This is a genomic window from Streptomyces sp. NPDC002265 (assembly GCF_040296125.1).
Taxonomy (GTDB): domain Bacteria; phylum Actinomycetota; class Actinomycetes; order Streptomycetales; family Streptomycetaceae; genus Streptomyces.
Genome location: NZ_JBEOWS010000043.1, coordinates 20,956 through 41,393, shown reverse-complemented (window position 1 = coordinate 41,393; position 20,438 = coordinate 20,956). Strand labels below are relative to the sequence as shown.

The 20,438-nt window shown below is 70.3% G+C and carries 12 protein-coding genes; 5 read left to right on the top strand and 7 right to left on the bottom strand.

Going from position 1 to position 20,438, the window contains the following annotated elements; genetic code table 11:
- Positions 1-48 precede the first annotated feature (48 nt).
- The 3 genes from ABT085_RS10895 (at position 49) to ABT085_RS10885 (ending at position 5,509) form a co-directional block, all read left to right on the top strand.
- Complete coding sequence (locus tag ABT085_RS10895) at positions 49-1,338, top strand: HRDC domain-containing protein (protein ID WP_351604526.1); 1,290 nt, start codon at positions 49-51, stop codon at positions 1,336-1,338.
- A gap of 818 nt (positions 1,339-2,156) precedes the next feature.
- Positions 2,157-3,374, top strand: a complete 1,218-nt coding sequence (locus ABT085_RS10890; protein WP_162468301.1) for an acetyl-CoA C-acyltransferase — start codon at positions 2,157-2,159, stop codon at positions 3,372-3,374.
- Positions 3,371-5,509 (top strand): 3-hydroxyacyl-CoA dehydrogenase NAD-binding domain-containing protein, encoded by a 2,139-nt coding sequence (locus tag ABT085_RS10885; RefSeq protein ID WP_351604524.1) that lies wholly within the window; start codon positions 3,371-3,373, stop codon positions 5,507-5,509. Before ABT085_RS10890 ends, ABT085_RS10885 begins: the two co-directional genes overlap by 4 nt.
- Positions 5,510-5,616: 107 nt before the next feature.
- Here ABT085_RS10885 and ABT085_RS10880 read toward each other — a convergent pair whose 3' ends face one another.
- The 3 genes from ABT085_RS10880 to ABT085_RS10870 all read right to left on the bottom strand — a co-directional run bounded on the left by ABT085_RS10880 (position 5,617) and on the right by ABT085_RS10870 (position 12,311).
- Positions 5,617-6,765 (bottom strand): hypothetical protein, encoded by a 1,149-nt coding sequence (locus tag ABT085_RS10880; RefSeq protein WP_351604522.1) that lies wholly within the window; start codon positions 6,763-6,765, stop codon positions 5,617-5,619.
- Positions 6,766-6,797: 32 nt separating this feature from the next.
- Positions 6,798-8,282 carry a hypothetical protein gene (locus ABT085_RS10875; RefSeq protein ID WP_351604520.1) on the bottom strand — a complete coding sequence of 495 codons (1,485 nt, stop codon included), beginning with the start codon at positions 8,280-8,282 and terminating at the stop codon, positions 6,798-6,800.
- Between the two features lie 162 nt (positions 8,283-8,444).
- Positions 8,445-12,311 carry a bifunctional glycosyltransferase/CDP-glycerol:glycerophosphate glycerophosphotransferase gene (locus ABT085_RS10870; protein WP_351604518.1) on the bottom strand — a complete coding sequence of 1,289 codons (3,867 nt, stop codon included), beginning with the start codon at positions 12,309-12,311 and terminating at the stop codon, positions 8,445-8,447.
- A gap of 367 nt (positions 12,312-12,678) precedes the next feature.
- Between ABT085_RS10870 and ABT085_RS10865 the strand changes: the two genes are divergently transcribed.
- A complete protein-coding gene (locus ABT085_RS10865; protein ID WP_351604516.1) occupies positions 12,679-13,773 on the top strand; it encodes an LCP family protein in 1,095 nt (364 codons plus the stop codon).
- Positions 13,774-13,825: 52 nt separating this feature from the next.
- Here the strand turns inward: ABT085_RS10865 and ABT085_RS10860 are convergent, their stop codons facing one another.
- The gene (locus ABT085_RS10860) at positions 13,826-14,842 is read right to left on the bottom strand and encodes a DUF8189 domain-containing protein (RefSeq protein WP_351604514.1); all 1,017 of its coding nucleotides are present in this window, start codon (positions 14,840-14,842) and stop codon (positions 13,826-13,828) included.
- A gap of 71 nt (positions 14,843-14,913) precedes the next feature.
- Between ABT085_RS10860 and ABT085_RS10855 the strand changes: the two genes are divergently transcribed.
- Positions 14,914-15,291, top strand: a complete 378-nt coding sequence (locus ABT085_RS10855; RefSeq protein ID WP_351604512.1) for a PIN domain-containing protein — start codon at positions 14,914-14,916, stop codon at positions 15,289-15,291.
- 12 nt (positions 15,292-15,303) lie between these two features.
- On the opposite strand, the gene ABT085_RS10850 is transcribed toward ABT085_RS10855, so the two are convergent.
- The 3 genes from ABT085_RS10850 to dxs all read right to left on the bottom strand — a co-directional run bounded on the left by ABT085_RS10850 (position 15,304) and on the right by dxs (position 20,433).
- Positions 15,304-16,752: an ArnT family glycosyltransferase gene (locus ABT085_RS10850; protein WP_351604510.1), complete on the bottom strand. Its 1,449-nt coding sequence runs from the start codon at positions 16,750-16,752 to the stop codon at positions 15,304-15,306.
- A 73-nt stretch (positions 16,753-16,825) separates the two neighbouring features.
- Positions 16,826-18,337, bottom strand: coding sequence for an amino acid permease (locus ABT085_RS10845; RefSeq protein ID WP_351604508.1), 1,512 nt, complete (start codon positions 18,335-18,337; stop codon positions 16,826-16,828).
- 176 nt (positions 18,338-18,513) lie between these two features.
- Positions 18,514-20,433 carry a 1-deoxy-D-xylulose-5-phosphate synthase gene (gene dxs, locus ABT085_RS10840; protein ID WP_351604506.1) on the bottom strand — a complete coding sequence of 640 codons (1,920 nt, stop codon included), beginning with the start codon at positions 20,431-20,433 and terminating at the stop codon, positions 18,514-18,516.
- Positions 20,434-20,438 lie beyond the last annotated feature (5 nt).

The following is a 20,438-nucleotide window of genomic DNA, read 5'->3' as shown; positions in this document are numbered from 1 at the left end:
GGAACGTTCCGTCGGCGGGCGCTGTCAAGACACGGATACCCTTGACATGTGACCGACGCCCAAGAGACCGCAGCAGCCACGTCACTGCGAACCACCGGAGGCGCCCCTCCGGACGACGGCGGATCTTCTGCGACCGGGGCGCCCGTCCCCCTGCTCGAACCGCGCGAGGGCATTCCGCCGGTGATCACCGACGAGGCCGCCCTCGCCGAGGTGATCGCCGCCTTCGCCGCCGGGACCGGCCCGGTGGCCGTGGACGCCGAGCGCGCGTCCGGCTACCGCTACGGCCAGCGCGCCTACCTGGTCCAGCTGCGCCGCGCCGGCGCGGGCTCCGCCCTGATCGATCCCGTGGCCTGCCCGGACCTCTCCGCGCTGGGCGAGGCGCTGTCCGGGGTGGAGTGGGTGCTGCACGCGGCCACCCAGGACCTGCCCTGCCTGCGCGAGATAGGCATGGTTCCCAGCCGGCTGTTCGACACCGAGCTGGCCGGACGGCTCGCCGGGTTCCCCCGGGTGGGCCTGGGCGCCATGGTCGAGAGCGTGCTCGGCTTCGTCCTGGAGAAGGGCCATTCCGCGGTCGACTGGTCGACCCGGCCGCTGCCCGAGCCCTGGCTGCGCTACGCGGCCCTGGACGTGGAGCTCCTCGTCGACCTGCGCGACGCGCTGGAGAAGGAGCTGGACCGGCAGGGCAAGCTGGAGTGGGCCCGGCAGGAGTTCGACGCGATCGCCTCGGCTCCGCCGCCGGAGCCCCGCAAGGACCCCTGGCGGCGTACGTCCGGTATGCACAAGGTCCGCCGGCGGCGCCAGCTCGCGGTGGTGCGCGAGCTGTGGGAGACCCGCGACCGGATCGCTCAGCGCCGGGACGTCTCCCCGGGCAAGGTGCTCAGCGACGCGGCCATCGTCGAGGCCGCCCTCGCGCTGCCGTCCCAGGTGCACGCCCTCGCCGCGCTGACCGGGTTCGGGCATCGCATGGGGCGTCGGCAGCTGGACCAGTGGCAGGCCGCCGTCGACCGCGCCAGGACGCTTCCCGAAACACAGCTGCCGCAGCCGGGACAGCAGGTGACCGGCCCGCCGCCGCCGCGCGCGTGGGCGGACAAGGACCCGGCCGCGGCGGCCAGGCTGTCGGCCGCGCGGGCCGCGGTGTCGGCGCTGGCCGAGCGGATCGACATGCCCCAGGAGAACCTGATCACACCGGACACGGTGCGCCGGGTCTGCTGGGAACCGCCGAAGAGCACGGACGTCGAATCCACCGCGGCCGCCCTGGCCGCCTACGGCGCACGCCCCTGGCAGGTGGAACTGGTGGCCCCGGCACTGGCCGAGGCCCTGTCCGTCCAGGGCGCCTGAGCAACTCCGCTGCCCGCCGGGCCCCCGAGGGCCCGGCACCGCCCACCACACACCCGCACGGCCCGGAACCCTGCCGGCCCCCGGCCCACACCGAGACCCCGGCGGACCCCCACGGACCATCGGGGACGGTGATGGACCCCCACACGGACCATCGGAAACTGACGAACCGCCGCGGGCCGCCACAAGTTGCCGCGTCCCCGACGAACGCCCGGGGCCCCCGGCGGACCCCCACACGGACCATCGGGGACTGACGAACCGCCGCGGGGCGCCACAGGTTGCCGCGTCCCCGGCGAACGTCCAGGGACCCCCGGAACGCGGGCGGCCCGCGCCCGCACCCCCTTACCCCTGCCCCACCCCGTGTCTCCCGGTGCACCTCGGAGGGGCGGCGGCACCGGAGCAGGGGTGTACGTACGTCGAGATCACGCCAAGATCCGGCGTGGACAGCCGACGGCTCGCCCCTGCCGGGCGGCACCGGAGCGACCGACGGCGGGCCGACCAGAACGCGCGCCGGCGCGCGACGCGTGCGCACCGAGCGTGACCACGCCCGGCAAGGCGACCCCGGCGCACCTCGCAAGGCGACTTCGGCGCGCGGCGCACACGCGGCCCCGGCGTCCCCGCGGGAATGCCCCGGCGCACCCGGCGACGTGACTTCGGCGCCCTCGGGGAAGCGGCTCCGGCGCGCGGGGGAATGTGACCTTCGCCGCTCCAGCCCCCGGGACTGGGCAGCATGGTTACTCGTAAGTAGCATGGGGAGGTGAGCGCGCGCTCAGCGCGTGTGCCGCGCTGCAGTGCCATCCCGCATCTGGAGGAGAGCCATCGTGCCTCGTACCGTCAGGGACGTCGTCTTCGTCGACGGCGTCCGCACCCCGTTCGGCAAGGCGGGCCCGAAGGGCATCTACCACGAGACCCGCGCCGACGACCTCGTCGTGAAGGCGATCCGGGAGCTGCTGCGCCGCAACCCGGGCCTCGACCCCAAGAAGATCGACGAGGTCGCCATCGCCGCGACCACGCAGATCGGCGACCAGGGTCTGACGCTGGGCCGTACGGCCGGCATCCTCGCCGGTCTCCCCCAGTCGGTCCCCGGCTACTCCATCGACCGCATGTGCGCGGGCGCGCTGACCGCCGTCACCACCGCCGCGGGCTCCATCGCCTTCGGCGCGTACGACGCCGTGATCGCCGGTGGTGTCGAGCACATGGGCCGTCACCCCATGGGTGAGGGCGTCGACCCCAACCCGCGGTTCGTCAGCGAGAAGCTGGTCGACGAGTCCGCCCTGTTCATGGGCATGACCGCGGAGAACCTGCACGACCGCTACCCCACCATCACCAAGCAGCGCGCCGACGAATACGCCGTGCGCTCGCAGGAGAAGGCCGCCAAGGCGTACGCCGACGGCAAGATCCAGCAGGACCTGGTGCCGATCTCGGTCCGCCGCACCAACGCGGAAGCCGGTGAGACGGGCTGGGGCCTGGTCACCGCCGACGAGCCGATGCGCCCGGGCACGACCCTGGAGAGCCTGGCCGGCCTCAAGACCCCGTTCCGGGTGCACGGCCGGGTCACGGCGGGCAACGCGGCCGGTCTGAACGACGGTGCCACCGCCTCGATCCTCGCCTCCGAGGACTTCGCCCGCGAGCACGACCTGCCGGTCAAGATGCGCCTGGTCTCCTACGCCTTCGCCGGCGTCGAGCCCGAGGTGATGGGCTACGGCCCGATCCCGGCCACCGAGAAGGCCCTGGCCCAGGCCGGCCTGACGATCGAGGACATCAACCTCTTCGAGATCAACGAGGCGTTCGCCGTCCAGGTCCTCGCCTTCCTGGAGCACTACGGCATCGCCGACGACGACGCGCGCGTGAACCAGTACGGCGGCGCGATCGCCTACGGCCACCCGCTCGCCTCGTCGGGTGTGCGTCTGATGACGCAGCTGGCCCGCCAGTTCGAGGAGCAGCCGCACGTCCGCTACGGCCTGACCACCATGTGTGTCGGCTTCGGCATGGGCGCGACGGTCATCTGGGAGAACCCGCACTTCGAGGGGGACAAGTGAGCACCACCGCTGAGCTTCTGAAGGGTGCGGCCGAGCTGTTCCCGGACGAGGTCGTGACGTCGGCGCACGTACGCCACCTCGACCTGCCCTACGGCGCCGGGCGCTTCGCGCTCGTCACGCTGGACAACGGCTTCGACCACACCAAGCCGACCACCTTCGGCCCGGCGTCGCTGGCGAACCTCAACGCCGCGATCGACCAGGTCGAGGCGGAGGCCGCGGCCGGCACGATCGTCGGCGTCGGCATCACCGGCAAGCCGTTCATCTTCGCGGTCGGCGCGGACCTCAAGGGCGTCGAGCTCCTGAAGAACCACGACGACGCGCTCGCCATCGGCAAGGGCGGCCACGAGGTCTTCAAGCGCCTCGCGGGCCTCGCGGTCCCGACCTTCGCGTACTACAACGGCGCGGCGATGGGCGGCGGCGTCGAGGTCGGCCTGCACTGCAGCTACCGCACGGTCTCCAAGGCCCTGCCGGCGTTCTCGCTGCCCGAGGTCTTCCTCGGCCTGGTCCCCGGCTGGGGCGGCTGCACGATCCTGCCGAACCTGATCGGCGCGGACAAGGCCGTCTCGGTGATCATCGAGAACTCGCTCAACCAGAACAAGCAGCTCAAGGGGCAGCAGGTCTTCGACCTCGGCATCGCCGACGCCCTCTTCGAGGGTGCGGACTTCCTGGAGCAGTCGCTGATCTGGACGGCGAACGTCCTCAAGGGCGACATCGCGGTCGAGCGTCCGGCGATCGACCGCGGTGAGGCCTGGGACCAGGCCGTCGCCCGCGGCCGGGCCGTCGCCGACGGCAAGGTGCACGGCGCGGCCCCGGCCGCCTACCGCGCGCTGGACATCATCGCCGCCGCCAAGAACGGCGACCTCCAGCAGGGCTACGACGCCGAGGACCTGGCGCTCGCCGACCTGATCATGGGTGGCGAACTGCGCTCCGGCATCTACGCGTTCAACCTGGTGCAGAAGCGCGGCAAGCGCCCGGCCGGTGCCCCGGACAAGAACCTGGCGCGCCCGGTCACCAAGGTCGGCGTGGTCGGCGCGGGCCTGATGGCCTCTCAGCTGGCGCTGCTGTTCCTGCGCCGCCTGGAGATCCCGGTCGTCCTCACGGACATCGACCAGGAGCGCGTCGACAAGGGTGTGGGCTACGTCCACGCCGAGATCGACAAGCTGCTCGGCAAGGGCCGGATCAACCAGGACAAGGCCAACCGCCTCAAGGCGCTGGTCTCCGGTGTCCTGGACAAGGCCGAGGGCTTCGCCGACGCCGACTTCATCATCGAGGCGGTCTTCGAGGAGATCGGCGTCAAGCAGCAGGTGTTCGCGGAGGTCGAGGCGGTCGCCCCGGCGCACGCGATCCTCGCCACCAACACCTCGTCCCTCTCGGTCACCGAGATGGCCTCGAAGCTGAAGAACCCCGAGCGGGTCGTCGGCTTCCACTTCTTCAACCCGGTCGCGGTCCTGCCGCTGCTGGAGATCGTCCGCGGCGAGCAGACCGACGACGCGTCGCTGGCGACCGCGTTCGCGGTGGCCAAGAAGCTGAAGAAGACCGCGGTCCTGGTGAAGGACGCCCCGGCGTTCGTCGTCAACCGCATCCTCACCCGCTTCATGGGCGAGATCCAGAACGTCATCGACGAGGGCACCTCCGTCGAGGTCGCGGAGAAGGCGGTCGAGCCCCTGGGCCTGCCGATGTCCCCGCTGGTCCTGCTGGAGCTGGTCGGTCCCGCGATCGGTCTGCACGTCTCGGAGACCCTCAACCGGGCCTTCCCGGACCGCTTCACGGTCTCCCCGAACCTCGCGGCCGTCGTCAAGGCGGGCAAGCGCGGCTTCTACGTCTACTCCGCCGAGAACGGCTTCAAGCCGGAGCTGGACCCCGAGGTCGCCGCGCTCCTGAAGCAGGGCGATGTCGTCCTGACCGAGGAGCAGGTGCGCGCCCGGGTCCTCGACGCGGTCGCCCAGGAGATCGGGCTCATGCTCGACGAGGGTGTCGTGGCCGAGGCCCAGGACATCGACCTCTGCCTGATCACGGGCGCCGGCTGGCCCTTCCACCTGGGCGGCATCACGCCGTACCTGGACCGTGAGGGTGTCTCGCAGCGGGTGAACGGCAAGCCGTTCCTGGAGCCTGGGGTGGCTTCGGTTCCGGCGTGACGTCCACCGCGCACCGGTCCTGACACCGGTGCCACACCACAGACCGCCCCCGCCGCTTCCACAGCGGCGGGGGCGGTCTGCGTGTCACGCCGGGAGCGTGGCCGGGGTCAGGAGTTCGCCCCGTTACCGTCCACAGCCGTGAAACGGATTTCGGTACGCCGGGACTGGAAGCCCATCGCGTCCACGCCGTACAGCTTCACCTGGTGTTCGCCCGTGCTCCAGGGCCTGCCCGGCTCCCAGGACCAGGTGCCATCGGCGGCCACATCGGTCCGGCCGAGATACTTGCCCTGCTCCCACACGGCCACGCGTGCGGCGCCCGGAGCGCGGCCTTCGAACCGGACGGCGTCCCTGCGCACCTGGGTCCGCGGCACGGGTGCCACGACCGCCGGGGGCGGGAACTCGTCGCCGCGCACGACGGCTGTGTCAGCCAGGTAGGAATCGATCGCGGACCGGTCGCGGTCCGGCTCCTCGAACCCGTTGCGCACGAAGCCCAGCCGTGGCGCGATGCCGTCGATCAGGGAGTTGACGATTCCCATCAGCATGGGAACGTTGCGTCCCGTGACCTGGGTGTGGTCGGCGATGTGCGGCGAGTCGCTGAGGACGAAGTTGAAGTTCGTGTAGCGCCAGAACAAGCTGAGAAAAGGCTCGACCTGGACCGGATACTGCTCGTCCTGAGGCGAGGAGAGCAGGTAGATGTTGGCGGTGTGGTTGGCGCCGGAGCGCACCAGGTCGGGGACGAGGGAGTCCACGATCCGCACGTTCTCCTCCGGTACCCCCTCACCGAGCATGAACCGGGCCGTACCGGGATGCACGTTCTTCACGTACGTGCCGATCGAGAACTGGGGCACGATGGCGACGATGTTGCGGAAGCCGTACTTGAGGCCGAAGTAGAGAGCGGCACTGCCGCCCTTCGAACCGCCCCACAGCGTCACGGAGCCCGCGGTGAGGTCGAGGGCCTTCATCACCTTCGAGATGAGCGTTGCGACGGACTGCTCCAGAGCGAAGTCCATGTCCTTGCAGAGGTAGTAGCTCTGGTTTCCCTCGAAACTGTCCCGGATCCACAGGATGTTCGCGCGCAGCTTGTCGAACACGCCGTTGGACCAGCCGTAGTCGGACGGTGCGGAGAAGTTGGCGAAGACGACGACCAGGTGCCGGTTGCCCTTCTGGGCATGGGTGAACCGGTACTCGACCGGGAACGCCCCTTCCGTCTCGATGCCGGTGTGCAGCTGCCTCCCGCTGGTGGGTGCTGGGGACATGGGCTGATTCCACTCCTGGGGCATGTCCCGGTTCACTGACCGGGGACGGGTATGACGGCGAAGGTGAGGGTCGCGGGCGGGGACGCCTCTCCCGCCTCGTTCGCAGCGACGACCTCGACGGTGTGCGTACCGGGGAGCCAGTCGTTGTCCGCGTTCCAGAGCCAGCGGCCGTCGTGGGCGACCGGGCAGGATCCCAGCAGGACACCGTTCTCCCGGAATCCCACGTGGGTGGCGGCGTTGGAGGCGCCGGTGAAACGGATACTGGTGGCGAGGAGTTGCTGGCCGGGCTCGGGCGTGTGCAGCAGCGGGGGCAGCAGGACCACCCGAGCCCCCTCGGCGTCGAGGAACTGCCCGGGTGGCGTGATGTCCGGTGCGTCCGGGACCGTCGTCCGGTCCGACGTCGTGAACGTCACGTCGGTGCGGGGCGACTGGATCCCGCTCCGGTCGACGGCGAAGAGCCGCACCGTGTGCTCGCCGGTGCTCCAGGACCCCGCGCTCCTCCAGGTCCAGTCGCCGTCGGTGCCGACGGGTGCGGAGCCCAGGTACTCGCCGTTCTTCCAGATACTGACGCGCACCGCCCCGGGTGCCCGGCCGGTGAGGGCGACGCCGGTCACGGGCAGCGGCTCCTGCGGGAGCGGCATGGTGACGACCGGCGGCGCGAGCCGGTCCTGCACGACCGAGGTGGAGGTGAGGAATTCGGTGATGCCCGACCGGTCGGCGTCGGGTTCCTCGTAGCCGTGCCGGGTGACGCCCAGCCTCGGGCTGATGCCTTCCACGAGAAGGCCGGCGATGCCCAGCAACGGAGGCGTGTTGCGCTGGGTGACCTTGCCGTGGCCGGTGATGTGCGGGGACTCGCTGAAGAGGAAGTTGAAGTTCGGATACTGCTGGAGCAGTCCCAGATACGGTTCGATCTGCGTGGCGTACTGCTCGTCCTGCGGCGAGGACACCAGGTAGAGGTGCGCGCCCGGGTTGGCTTCAGAGACCAACAGGTCGGTCAGGACCGAGTCGAGGAGCCGGACCGTGTCCTCCGGCATCGTCTCGCCCAGCATGTGCCGGCCGGTACGGGGATACACGTCGCGGACGAAGGTGCCGATCCGCAGCTGCGGGACGCTTGCGACGATGTTGCGGAAGCCGTACTTGAGACCGAAGTAGAGGGCCGCGCTGCCGCCCTTCGAGCTGCCCCACAGGGTCACGTCGGCAGGGGTCAGCCCGAGGGCCTTCACCACCTTCTGGATGAGCCCGATCACGGACTGCTCGACCCCGAAGTCTCCGTTCCTGCAGAGGTAGTAGGTGTTGCCGCCGTCGAACCGGTCGCGGATCCAGAGGATGTTGGAGCGCAGGTTGTCGAAGATGCCGGTGGCCCAGCCGTAGTCGTCCGGCGCGTGGATGTTGGCGAAGACGACCGTGAGATGCCGGTTGCCGCCTCGCGCGTGGGCGAACCGGTACTCCACGGGACAAGCGCCCGAGGCGTCGATCCCCCGGATCACCGGGCGGCCCTTGGCGGCTGATTCAGACATACTGCACTTTCCCTATTTGTAAGAATATATAGCGTTTGACGCGGCCGAGCGGGCTCAGCGCTTCCCGCTTCAGGCCCTCGACGGGTGCGCCGACGGCCTGAGGCGGGAGCGCGGGCACGGCCGTGCGGTGTCACGGCCGTACGGGGTCACGGCCGTACGGGGTCATACGACCAGGCCCTCGACGGACCTGTCCTGGGGAACCTGTCCGCCGACAGCGTCACCCCGCGCGGGCTGGCTGGGCAGGGCGTTCACGATCCGGTCGGGCCCCGCCCCCGGCTCCGCCGGAGTCGACTGCGGTGCGAGGCAGCGCCCAGCGTCCCGGCCGAGCGGCGCAAGCGGGCGTCCCTGGTGGCGGATGTCCGCGGAGCCCACCGCGGGGGCCCGCGCCTCCTCGGGCGCGAGATCTCCTCCGGCGATCAGCATCCGGTCCGCCAGGCGGGCCGCGGCGAAACCGTCGTCGAGGTCGCAGAACTCCTGCTGGAACCACCGGTAGCGCTCGGCATAGGCGTCCTGGATCCGGTCGATGTCCCGGACCGCGCTCACCAGGTCCTCGGACGTGTGCACCAGAGGTCCGGGCGCCCTGCGCTCGAAGTCGAAGTAGAAACCGCGCAGGGTGTCGCGGTAGTGGTCCAGGTCGTAGGTGAAGAACAGGATCGGACGGCCGGTGTTGACGTAGTCGAACATCAGGGACGAGTAGTCCGTGATCATCACGTCGGCGATCAGGGACAGGTCGGCCATGTCCGGGTAGTCGGAGACATCGAAGACGAAGCCGTCGCCGGCTCCGGGGACCGGGTCCACCACGTTGGGGTGACGGCGTACCAGGAGGACGTGGTCGGCGCCCAGTCGGGTGCGCGCGTCCTCCAGGTCGATGCGGAAGTCCAGCTTGTACCTGCCGGGCGCGTAGTACTGGTCGTCACGCCAGGTCGGCGCGTACATCACGACCCGCTTGCCGTCGGGCAGTCCGATACGGCGGCGGATCTCCCGCTCCTGGTGTTCCGTGCCGGGCCGGCGCAGGACGTCGTTGCGCGGGTAGCCGCACTCGATCATCTCGCCCGGGAATCCGAAGGCGCGCCGGAGGATCGGTGTGGAGAAGCTGTTGGGCGAGACCAGCATGTCCCAGTTCTGCACCTCCTTCTCGACCCGTTCCAGATAGCGCTGATCGGCGAAGTGGATGGCCTCGATGTCGTGGCCGATCTTCTTCAACGGGGTACCGTGCCAGGTCTGTACGACGACCTGGCCGTCACGCTTCTGGAACCAGTCGGGCAGGTGGTTGTTGGCGACCACGTACCGGCTGGTGGCCAGAGCCTCGTACCACTGCGGGGACCACATGCGCACGGGCGTGGCCGTCGGCGGGACCTGGACCTGGTCGTCCCGGACGACCCACAGGTGTTCGAGGTCCACGCCCCGGCGCACCAGTTCCTCGTGCAGGGCACGCGGACTGTCCGAGTACTGGGTGCCCTTGAAGGCATCCAGGAGGATCGCGGGTCGTACCTTCTCGTGGCGTGCCGCCGGGTAGGCCTTGGTGCGCAGCAGCTTCTGGCGGTAGGGGCCGCGGGCGTGGTCCGGCATGGCGGAGTGGACGAGGAGGGAGAGCCTGTCGTAGGCCTCGGCCTGGAGTTCGTAGCGGCGCTCGTCCGCCTCGTACTCCTCCGGGAAGGCGGCCACGATGTCCTGCTCGATCTTCACCGTGAGGTCTTCGAGCCGGTCCTCGCGGGCCACCGCTGACAGGTCCTGGCGGCGCAGGAAGAAGTCCCAGCGTCCGGACGCGAGCGGGATGTCCCCGGCCAGGGTGCGCATGGCGGCCGGGGTCAGGACGGACCGGAACTCGTCGCCGTCCCACTGGAGGGGGACGGGGCGTTCGGCGCCGTGGGCGCGCGAACGGAGCACGAGGTGGGCGTCGCGGTACTCGCGCTCGGTGAGCCGGTCGGCAGCCAGGTAGCGGCCGGTGATCTCCAGGGAGCCGTCCTCGCGCCATGCGAAGCCGGTCGCCTCGGGCAGGGTGGCGCGTTCGAAGAGCACCAGGTAGCCGGAGCCGTTGCGGTGGACGACGACCTCACGGTCGCCTTCGCGGGTCTGGAGCGGGGCGGGCATGCGGTAGTGCCCGTCGGGCACCTGCTCGGCGACCACCGGGTAGATGGTCATCTTGCGGCCCTCGACGTGGAAGGTGGTCTTCCAGCCGTTGCTGCCCATGCTCCAGGACTGGGGCACGTCCAGGCCGGACACGGCGTCGGCGCGGTGTCCCGGCACCAGGGCACGCAACGGGATCCGGGCGGTGAAGGTGGACCAGCCGTCGCCGCCGGGCCGGAATTGCACCGCGGCGTCGTGGCGGCCGGCGCCGCTCATGCTGGTGACCCGGAGCTTGCCCCACTCGGGCACCTTGGGGCCGAGATAGACGCCGCTGAGCTCCAGTTGGTCACCGCTGACCCGGTGGCTGGTGATCCGGCAGCGCACGATCTCCACCCGCAGCTTGAGCTTGCCCTGCAGGAACACGGGCAGCACGCGGGTGTTGCGGTCGACGTAGCGGTACGGCGGGTTGGCGGCGGTTCCGGCGCCGCCGCGGTCGATGCCGCGGTAGCGGAACAGTCCACGGCTGAGGACGCCGACGGCGACATCCCACGTGCCCTCGGCCCACTCGCCCTTGCGCTTGAGCCGGGTGGTGTCGATGTGCGTCTCGAAGCCGGCCCAGTCGTAGCAGTAACGATTCTGCTTGGAGTGTTCGGTGGCCTGGGGTGCGTACGTGGTCTTCGCGGCGGCAAGGAGCATCCGCCCCTGCTTCTTGTTGCGCAGAGCGATCGCCTTGACCGACATGTGCTTCTTGTGGACATTGATGTAACGGACATATGCCGCACCTGTGAGGGTGAGCAGATGACCGTCGGTGCTCCACCGGGCGCCGTCGAGCGACCCGTGCAGCGAGAACTCCTTGTCCAGCCGGTAGGCCTTCTTGTCGAGGCCGACCTCCCGGTCACCGAGGTAGGGGTACTTCAGATAGCGGCGGAAGCCCCGCTGGACAGGCATCGGGCCACCGCTCCGCTCGAACCGGATGACCTCCAGCAACTCGGCCAGCCGCCTTTCGCGCACCAGTAGCCATTTGACCCGGGCGTCGGCCGGCAACGCGTCGATCACGGTGGGGTCGGCCTCGTCGAGGAACTCGTTGGCCCACTCCATGAACGCCTGGCGGTACTCCTCGTCGGCCTCCGGAAGCACCTTCAGGTGGAGCATCAGGTCGGACTTGAGGCAGGCCAGGTCGTACTTGCGCTTGCTCTCCTCGTAGAGCCGTGAGCGCCGTTCGGCGAGGAAGCGGCTCACGGACTGCACGGCGGCGACCCGGTCGCGCAGGTTGGACAGCTCGGTGTGACGCTGGGTGATCGAGGGGGCGGCGCCACCCTCGCGACGCCGCCAGAAGTAGACGACGTCGGCGACGACGTCGACCTTGGCCGCCCGGAAATGGGCGTACATATTGACCCATGAGTCCTCGTAAAGGACACCCTCGGGAAACTTGATGAAGTGACAGTCCCAGAAGGACCGCCGGAACAGCTTGTTCCACACCGTCCGGTCGTAGATGAGCGCGTCGAACTTCGTGATGTGGGTCCCGCGTCGGCTCTTCTGCATCGGGCTCTGATGCAGGGGGGACTGCCACTTCTGGGTGGAGTTCATCATCTGCACGTTGCCGGAGACGAAGTCCGAGCCGGACTCCTGCAGGGTGCGCACCAGCAGCTCGTAGGCATACTCGGGGATGACGTCGTCACCGTCGACGAAGGCGATGAACTCGGCGCGCGGATGCATGGCCCGCAGACCCGTGTTGCGGGCGTGTCCCGGCCCGTGCGGTTCCTGCCGGATCAGCCGGAAGCGCGGGTCGGCGACGCAGAACTCGGCCGCGATACGTGTCGAACCATCGGTGGAGCCGTCGTCGACGAGGATCACCTCGAAGTCACGGAACGACTGACGTGCTATCGATTCCAGACACTCGGCGAGATAGGTCTCGACGTTCTGAAACGGAACAACAACACCGAGACGCGGATGATGCGTCAACTTTCACTCCTACCGAGACAACTCACCCAATGAGTCCATCGATCAGCCGACACTGGGCGCCCCGCGTCTCGGCGGATCCGCAGCCCCCTTGCCGCGTGGACACCGCCGTCCCTGCGAACTCGGATACGAGCCCCCTCCACCGAAGATCACAGGATTTCCACATTCTTAGCCAAGACTCTACCTTGGTCAAGAAGAAGTGATGTGATGTACATCTATGGTTCATCCGCAGGTCATCCCCCCTTAAAGCATGGTCATGGGGATGCCTATAGTGCTCGCACTGCACTGCTTCGTATCAGTTGGGCCGGTTCCCCCTCCCGGACCCCGCAACTCCGCGTGCGCGGAGCTCGTGAGGAGAGAACCGAATCCGATGACGCACAGCACCACGACCGAAAACAGACAGAACAGCAAGTCGGACGACGCCGGACAGCACGGCGCCGGGCCACGCAGGAGACGCCGGGGCCGCATCGTCCTGATGTCGCTCCTGGTCCTGCTGCTGGCTGTCGGCGGCACCGGCTACTGGCTCTACAGCGACCTCGACGGCAACATCAAGGGGATCGACCTCGACCGGGCGATCGGTGACGACCGCCCGGCGAAGCTGCCCACCTCCGGGCAGAATCTCCTGATCCTGGGCTCCGACTCGCGCGCCGGCGCCAACGCCGCGCTCAAGACGGGCAACGTCTCGGGGGCGCGTTCCGACACCGCGCTGGTGATGCACATACCCGAGGGGCGCACGCAGGCCGTCGCCGTCAGCATCCCTCGCGACACGCTGGTGACCCGACCCGAGTGCACCCGTGCGGACGGCTCCAAGGTTCCGTCCGCGCAGCGCGTCATGTTCAACTCCATCTACTCCCAGGTCGGTTCGGCCTGCGTGGTGAAGACCGTGGAGAAGATCTCCGGGATCCGGATGGACCACTACATGGAGATCGACTTCGCCGGTTTCAAGGAACTGGTGGATGCGATAGGCGGGGTGGACGTCACCGTCGACCAGGACATCCACGACTCCTCCAGCGGCCTCGACCTCACCTCCGGCACGCACCGGCTCAACGGCACCCAGTCCCTGGAGTTCGTACGGACCCGGCACGGCATCGGGGACGGCAGCGACCTCGGCCGTATCGGCCTTCAGCAGCAGTTCATGACCGCGCTGCTCTCCGAGATCAAGAAGCAGGACCTGCTGGGCAGCCCCACGAAGACGTACAGGATCGCCGACAGCCTGACCCAGGCGCTCACCACCGACTCCGAACTCGCCTCGCTCACGGCGCTGGCCGAGTTCGGCCGGAGCATGAACGGCGTCGACCCGTCCACCATGGAGACCATCATGCTCCCGGTGTCGTACGACCGAGTCGACCCGAACCGGGTCGTGGCCGCCGAGCCTCAGGCCTCGAAGCTGTGGAAGGCGCTGCGTTCCGACTCCGAGATCCCCGAGTCGGCGAAGAGGTCCCCCGCCACCGGCGGCGATTCGTAGTCCGAGGGACGGTTGCGGTGGAGGGCGGGGCGCGGACCCGCGCCCTCCACGGTCAGACCGTGCGCCACGCCTCCAGGGCCAGGCCCGGTTCGGTCTTGCGGCGGGTGAGGCGGAGTTCGCCGGTCGACGGGGAGAGGGCGGCCGCGGCCACCCGGCCGTCCCGGTCCACGGTGAGGCTCACCTCCGCGTCCCCGGGCAGTTGTGTGCCCGACTCGGTCCACCAGGCCCCGGCCGTCTCCTGTTCGGTCGGGTAGGCGGCGAACGCGATCCGGCCCGAGTCGGCGCGCTGGGCCAGCAACGTGCAGTCGTGGCCGTCCAGTTCGCAGCGGACCGCGGAGACCCGGCCCGGGCCGGCGGCGGTCAGCACGGTGACGGGCTCGCCACCGGGGCGCCAGGCGCGCAGTTCGCCGGAGTCGTCGGTGAAGAGCAGGGTGGTGCTCTCCGGCGAGGTGGCCAGCGCGCGCAGCGTGCCCGGGCGGGCCGTGGCCTCCATCGCCTCCTCCAGGACCGGCGTGGCGCCCTCCTCCTCCTGCCGCCAGTGCAACAGGGCGCCCGGCACCGCCGCGTACAGTTCGACGCGGCCCGACTCCCCCGTCACCGCGGCCGGTTCCCCCTGGATGTCGTGCCCCTTCAGGTCGCGCCAGGGCTCCCAGCCGCCCGCCTCCTTCTGGGCGCGCATGCTCATCCCGCCGGCCGCGTTGCGGACGAAGACGTGGGCGCGCCCCTGGGCGTCCACCGCGACCGTGGGGGTGCCGGTGCGGTCGCCCTTCTTGTCGGGGTGCCCGATCGGCGTCCAGTCGAGGGCGGCGAGCCGGGGCTGGAAGTGGGTGGAGTGCACCAGGCCGGACTCGCCGGGCGCGGTGGGCCGCCAGGAGACCAGATGGGCATAGCCGTCGATGCCCTGTCCGGTCCCGAGGACGGGGTGCAGTCTCTGCTCGCCGCCTATTCTGCGGGACACCGTCCAGGCGCCGCCGGGAACGCGCTCGGCACGGCACAGGACCGCGTCGCCCGAGAGCAGGTAGACACTGAGCAGGCCGTCGCGGCCGCGTATGAACCAGTCGCCGTTCACCGGATCACCTTAATGCCGCGGCCACAGGCCATGGTCGTCTTGGGGTGATCCGCCGTGCGAGGCTGGGGCGTATGAGCGACCAGGACGCCCGTACTCTGCTCGTGATCGTCGACGCGGCGAACGTCGTCGGGTCGGTGCCCGACGGATGGTGGCGCGACCGGCACGGCGCCGCGCAGCGGCTGCGCGACCGGCTGGCGGTGCACGGACTGCCGGGGTACGACGGTCCGGTCGAGATCGTCCTGGTGGTGGAGGGCGCGGCCCGTGGGGTGGAGTCCGTGCCGGGGGTACGGGTGGAGCCCGCGCCCGGCAGCGGCGACGACCATCTCGTCGAGGTCGTCGCCGGTGCCGTCGGCCGCCCCTGCCTGGTCGTCACCGCCGATCGTGAACTACGGCGCCGGGTGGCGGAGTTGGGCGCGCAGGTGACGGGGCCGCGGGCGGTACGGGGGTGACGGCGGGCCCGCTCACCGCCCCGGCGACCGCCGGTACAGCACCGCCCCGTCCACCCTCCCCGCCTCCTCGTACCCGGCCGCCAGCAGATGGCGCAGTCCCGGGATGCGGTCCGGGCCGTACGGGCAGCCGCGGGAGTCGTCGACGATCAGCGACGGCGGGCGGTCGGCCAGTTCCGCGCGGAAGACCGGCCAGGTGCCGGGGACCGCGTACTTCTCGCCGACCTGGGGGCCGTCCCGGCCGCCGCTGAAGTTGGTGAGCAGGCCGGCCGTCAGGTAGCGGCTGGCGGGCGTGCGGTCGGCCAGCCAGTACGTCTCCGGGTGCATGCCCCACAGCAGGACCCGGTCGGTGGGGCCGGTGCGGTGGGCGACGGCGGCGGCGAGACGCCGGGCGTGGGCGAGTTCGGGGCGTGGGGCGAGCAGTCCCCAGACCAGGAACAGGGCGCAGCAGCAGGACGAGGTCAGCACGGCGGCCGGGACCCGGTCCCGGGGCAGGTGCTGGAGCCCGCAGGTGGCCAGCAGCGCGAGGGGCGGGATCAGCTGGAGGTAGTAGTGGCCGAAGAAGTGGAAGCCCAGCAGTACCGCTCCCGCCGACGCGGCCAGCCACAGCCAGAGGTCGGCCGCGCCCGTGCGCGCGCCGCGCAGGGCCCGTACGGCGGGTGGGAGCAGGCCCGCGCAGGCGGCCGCGAGGATGGCGGTGTTGACCAGTCCCCGGCCCAGGACGTGCAGTTCGGAGCCGGTGAACGTGGCGTAGGCGGCGGAGCCGGTGACGGTCCAGAAGACGAAGCCCGCCGGGTCGGTCAGCAGGGCGGCGCCCAGCACCGGCAGCGCTACCCCGGTGGCCAGCCGCAGCAGGGCCGGCCGTGCGGTGCCGCAGAGCCACAGCACCGGCAGCAGTACCGCGCCGCCGGTCTGCTTGGTGAGGAAGGCGCAGGCCACGGCGGCACCGGCGGCCGCCCAGCGGCGCCGGTCGGCGCACCACATCGCGGCTGCCGTACAGGGCAGTATGAACACCTCGAAGCCGGCCGCCTGCGCGTCCTCGGGGTTGAGTCCGACGGAGACCAGCAGGTAGAGCACGCCTGCGGTGCGGCCGGCGCGGTCGCCCCAGCGGCGCCGGGCGAGCGAGGCGAGCATCGCGGCGGTGAGCAGCTGGGCCAGCACGGCGAGCACCCGGACACAGGTGAGGGAGTGCGAGCCGCACAGGGCGAACGCCCCCTGGTAGAGCCACGGCACCAGCGGCGGCTTGCGGTCCACGACCGTCTCGTAGAGCTGTCCGCCGTGGGCCAGGAGGCGGGCCTGCACGGCGAGATAGCCCTCGTCCGGGTTCCACAGGGGCGGGACGAAGGACGGCACCCGGGTGACGCAGGCCAGCACCGCGAGCAGGGGTAACAGGCGCCTCCAGTACGACACCGCCGCTTCGGCCGTGACTACGGAACGTGGTGTGACGAGTGGCGCGGCAGACATGGGGAGCACGCTATCCGGCCTCGCATCTCCCGCCGAAGCGGGACATACGAGGCCGGGTTGCCGGATGGCTCCGTCACTGCTCGTGCTTGGGGATCTGGTCGGCCGTGATCTCCTCGTGGCGTCCGAGACGGCTGTGCGAATGGCCGTACAGGAAGTAGACGAAGAAGCCGATCACCATCCACGCCGCGAACCGGATCCAGGTCTCGGCGGGGAGGTTCAGCATCAGCCAGAGCGTGGCGAGGACCGAGACGATCGGCAGGAACGGCACCCAGGGGGTGCGGAAGGCGCGGTGCAGGTCGGGGCGGGTGCGGCGCAGGACGATCACGCCGAGGGCGACGACCACGAAGGCGAAGAGCGTGCCGATGTTCACCAGTTCGGCGAGTTCGCTCAGGCTGGTGAAGCCCGCCAGGATCGCGATGATCACGCCGAGCAGGATGGTCGGCCGGTGCGGGGTCTTGTAGCGGGGGTGGACCTGGGAGAAGAAGCGGGGCAGCAGTCCGTCGCGGCTCATCGCGAAGAACACCCGGGTCTGGCCCAGGAGCAGGATCATGCAGACCGTGATCAGGCCGACGGCGGCACCGAAGCTGATCATGCCCGCGAACCAGGGGTGCCCGGTGGCCTTGAACGCGTCCGCGAGCGGGGCGTCCACGGACAGCTTGCTGTAGTGCTGCATGCCGGTGACGACGATCGAGACGGCGACGTAGAGGACGGTGCAGACGAACAGGGAGCCGAGGATGCCGCGGGGCATGTCCCGCTGGGGGTTCTTGGTCTCCTCGGCGGCGGTGGCGACCACGTCGAAGCCGATGAAGGCGAAGAAGACCACGGACGCGGCGGTGAAGATGCCCAGCACGCCGAAGTTGGAGGGGGCCCAGCCGGCCATCAGCTGGATCAGCGGGGCCTGGAAGCCGCCGCCCGCCGGTACCGGCTCCGCCTTGGGGATGAACGGGTGGTAGTTGGCGGTCTTGATGAAGAAGGCGCCGGCGACGATGACGACGAGGACCACGGTGACCTTGATGGCGACGACGACCTCGGTGACGCGCGCGGAGAGCTTCATGCCGAGCACGAGGATCCCGGTCAGCACCAGGACCAGCGCGGCGGCGAGGATGTCGAAGCCGAACCCGTGGGCCCCTTCCCGGCTGCCGAGCCCCGCGGGCAGATGCCAGCCGGCGTTGTCCATCAGCGAGCGGATGTAGCCGGACCAGCCGACGGCGACCACCGCGGTGCCGAGCGCGAACTCCAGCACCAGGTCCCAGCCGATGATCCAGGCGGGCAGCTCGCCGAGGGAGGCGTACGAGAAGGTGTACGCCGATCCGGCCACCGGGACGGTGGAGGCGAACTCGGCGTAGCACAGCGCGGCCAGGGCGCAGACGACGCCGGCCACGACGAAGGCCAGGGCGACCGCGGGGCCCGCGTTCTCCTTGGCGACCTTGCCGGTCAGGACGAAGATGCCGGTGCCGATGATGACGCCGACGCCGAAGACGGTCAGGTCCAGCGCGGACAGGGACTTCCTGAGCGCGTGCTCGGGCTCCTCGGTATCGAGGATGGACTGCTCGACCTTCTTCGTCCGGAAGAGGGTGCTGCTCACGGCGGACCTCCCACGCTTTGTCGTCCTCGACATGATCGAGAGGGGGCCTAGTCCGTGTGCCCCGACGCGGGAGCTTTCACGCGGACGGGCCGGTTCCACCACCCTTCGCGATGGTGAAACCGGCCCGTCCGGCCGTGTCGGTGTTGCGCTCGGCGCGCCTGGGGCCTGTGCGGCCGTCAGTCGCGCGCGGGCTCGATCTCGGCGGTCGGCCGGTCGAAGCGTCCGTCCAGCTTCGAGACCAGGCCGGTGACCTGGCGGGCGATGTCGGGCGCGGTGAGCCCGATCTCCGTCATGACCTCGGCGCGGGAGGCGTGGTCGAGGAAGCGCGGCGGGATGCCGAAGTCGCGCAGCGGCATGTCGACGCCTGCGTCGCGCAGGGCCTGCGCGATCGCGGAGCCGACACCGCCGACGCGGGAGTTGTCCTCGACGGTGACGACCACGCTGTGCCGCTCGGCGAGCGGGGCCAGGGCCTCGTCGACGGGCTTGACCCAGCGCGGGTCGACGACGGTGGTGGTGATGCCCTGCTTCTCCAGCAGTTCGGCGATCTCCAGGCACATCGGCGCCAGCGCGCCGACGGAGACCAGGAGCACGTCGGGGGTGCCGGTGCCCGGCTCGCGCAGCACGTCCATGCCCCCGACCCGGCCGACGGCCGGTACGGCGGGGCCGACGGCGCCCTTCGAGAAGCGGACCACGGTGGGCGCGTCCTCGACGGCGACGGCCTCGCGCAGCTGGGCGCGGACCTGGTCGGCGTCGCGCGGCGCGGCCAGCCTGAGGCCGGGGACGACCTGGAGGATCGACATGTCCCACATGCCGTTGTGGGAGGCGCCGTCGGTGCCGGTGACCCCGGCCCGGTCCAGGACGAAGGTGACTCCGCACTTGTGCAGCGCCACGTCCATCAGCACCTGGTCGAAGGCGCGGTTGAGGAAGGTGGCGTACACGGCGAAGACCGGGTGGACACCGCCGGCGGCCAGGCCCGCGGCCGAGACGGCGGCGTGCTGCTCGGCGATGCCGACGTCGTAGACGCGCTCGGGGAAGGTCTTGGCGAACTTGTCCAGGCCGACCGGCTGGAGCATGGCGGCCGTGATGGCGACGATGTCCTCGCGCTCCTTGCCGAGCTCGACCATCTCGTCGCCGAAGACGGAGGTCCAGTCGGCGCCGGAGGAGGCGATCGGCAGGCCGGTGTCGGGGTGGATCTTGCCGACGGCGTGGAAGCGGTCGGCCTCGTCCTGGAGGGCGGGCTGGTAGCCGCGGCCCTTCTCGGTGAGGCAGTGCACGATGACGGGGCCGCCGAAGCGCTTGGCGCGGGCCAGCGCCGACTCCAGGGCCTCGATGTCGTGGCCGTCGATCGGGCCCACGTACTTCAGGCCCAGGTCCTCGAACATGCCCTGCGGGGCGATGAAGTCCTTCAGGCCCTTCTTCGCGCCGTGCAGGGTCTCGTAGAGCGGCTTGCCCACGACGGGGGTGCGCTCCAGGAGGTCCTTGCCGCGGGCCAGGAAGCGCTCGTAGCCGTCGGTGGTGCGCAGCGTGGCGAGGTGGTTGGCGAGACCGCCGATGGTGGGCGCGTACGAGCGCTCGTTGTCGTTGACGACGATGACCAGCGGGCGGTCCTTGGCGTCGGCGATGTTGTTGAGCGCCTCCCAGGCCATGCCGCCGGTCAGCGCGCCGTCACCGATCACGGCGACCACGTGGCTGTCGCGCTTGCGCTGCTCGTTGGCCTTGGCGAGGCCGTCGGCCCAGCCGAGCACCGTGGAGGCGTGGCTGTTCTCGATGACGTCGTGCTCGGACTCGGCCTGCGAGGGGTAGCCGGACAGGCCGCCCTTCATCTTCAGCTTCGAGAAGTCCTGGCGTCCGGTGAGCAGCTTGTGCACATAGGACTGGTGGCCCGTGTCCCACAGGACCTTGTCCTTCGGGGACTCGAAGACGCGGTGCAGGGCGATGGTGAGCTCGACCACGCCGAGGTTGGGGCCGAGGTGGCCGCCTGTCTTGGACACGGCGTCGACGAGGAAGGTCCGGATCTCCCCTGCCAGCTGGTCCAGCTCCTCCAGGCTGAGCCGGTCCAGATCGCGCGGTCCCCTGATGCGGGTCAGCAGCGGCACCCGTG

Excerpts from the sequence above, each read along its gene's own strand:
- ABT085_RS10875 (WP_351604520.1), bottom strand. The coding sequence starts at position 8,282 with ATGTCTGAATCAGCCGCCAAGGGCCGCCCGGTGATCCGGGGGATCGAC.
- ABT085_RS10850 (WP_351604510.1), bottom strand. The coding sequence starts at position 16,752 with ATGTCTGCCGCGCCACTCGTCACACCACGTTCCGTAGTCACGGCCGAA.
- ABT085_RS10865 (WP_351604516.1), top strand. The coding sequence starts at position 12,679 with ATGACGCACAGCACCACGACCGAAAACAGACAGAACAGCAAGTCGGAC.
- ABT085_RS10880 (WP_351604522.1), bottom strand. The coding sequence starts at position 6,765 with ATGTCCCCAGCACCCACCAGCGGGAGGCAGCTGCACACCGGCATCGAG.
- ABT085_RS10855 (WP_351604512.1), top strand. The coding sequence starts at position 14,914 with ATGAGCGACCAGGACGCCCGTACTCTGCTCGTGATCGTCGACGCGGCG.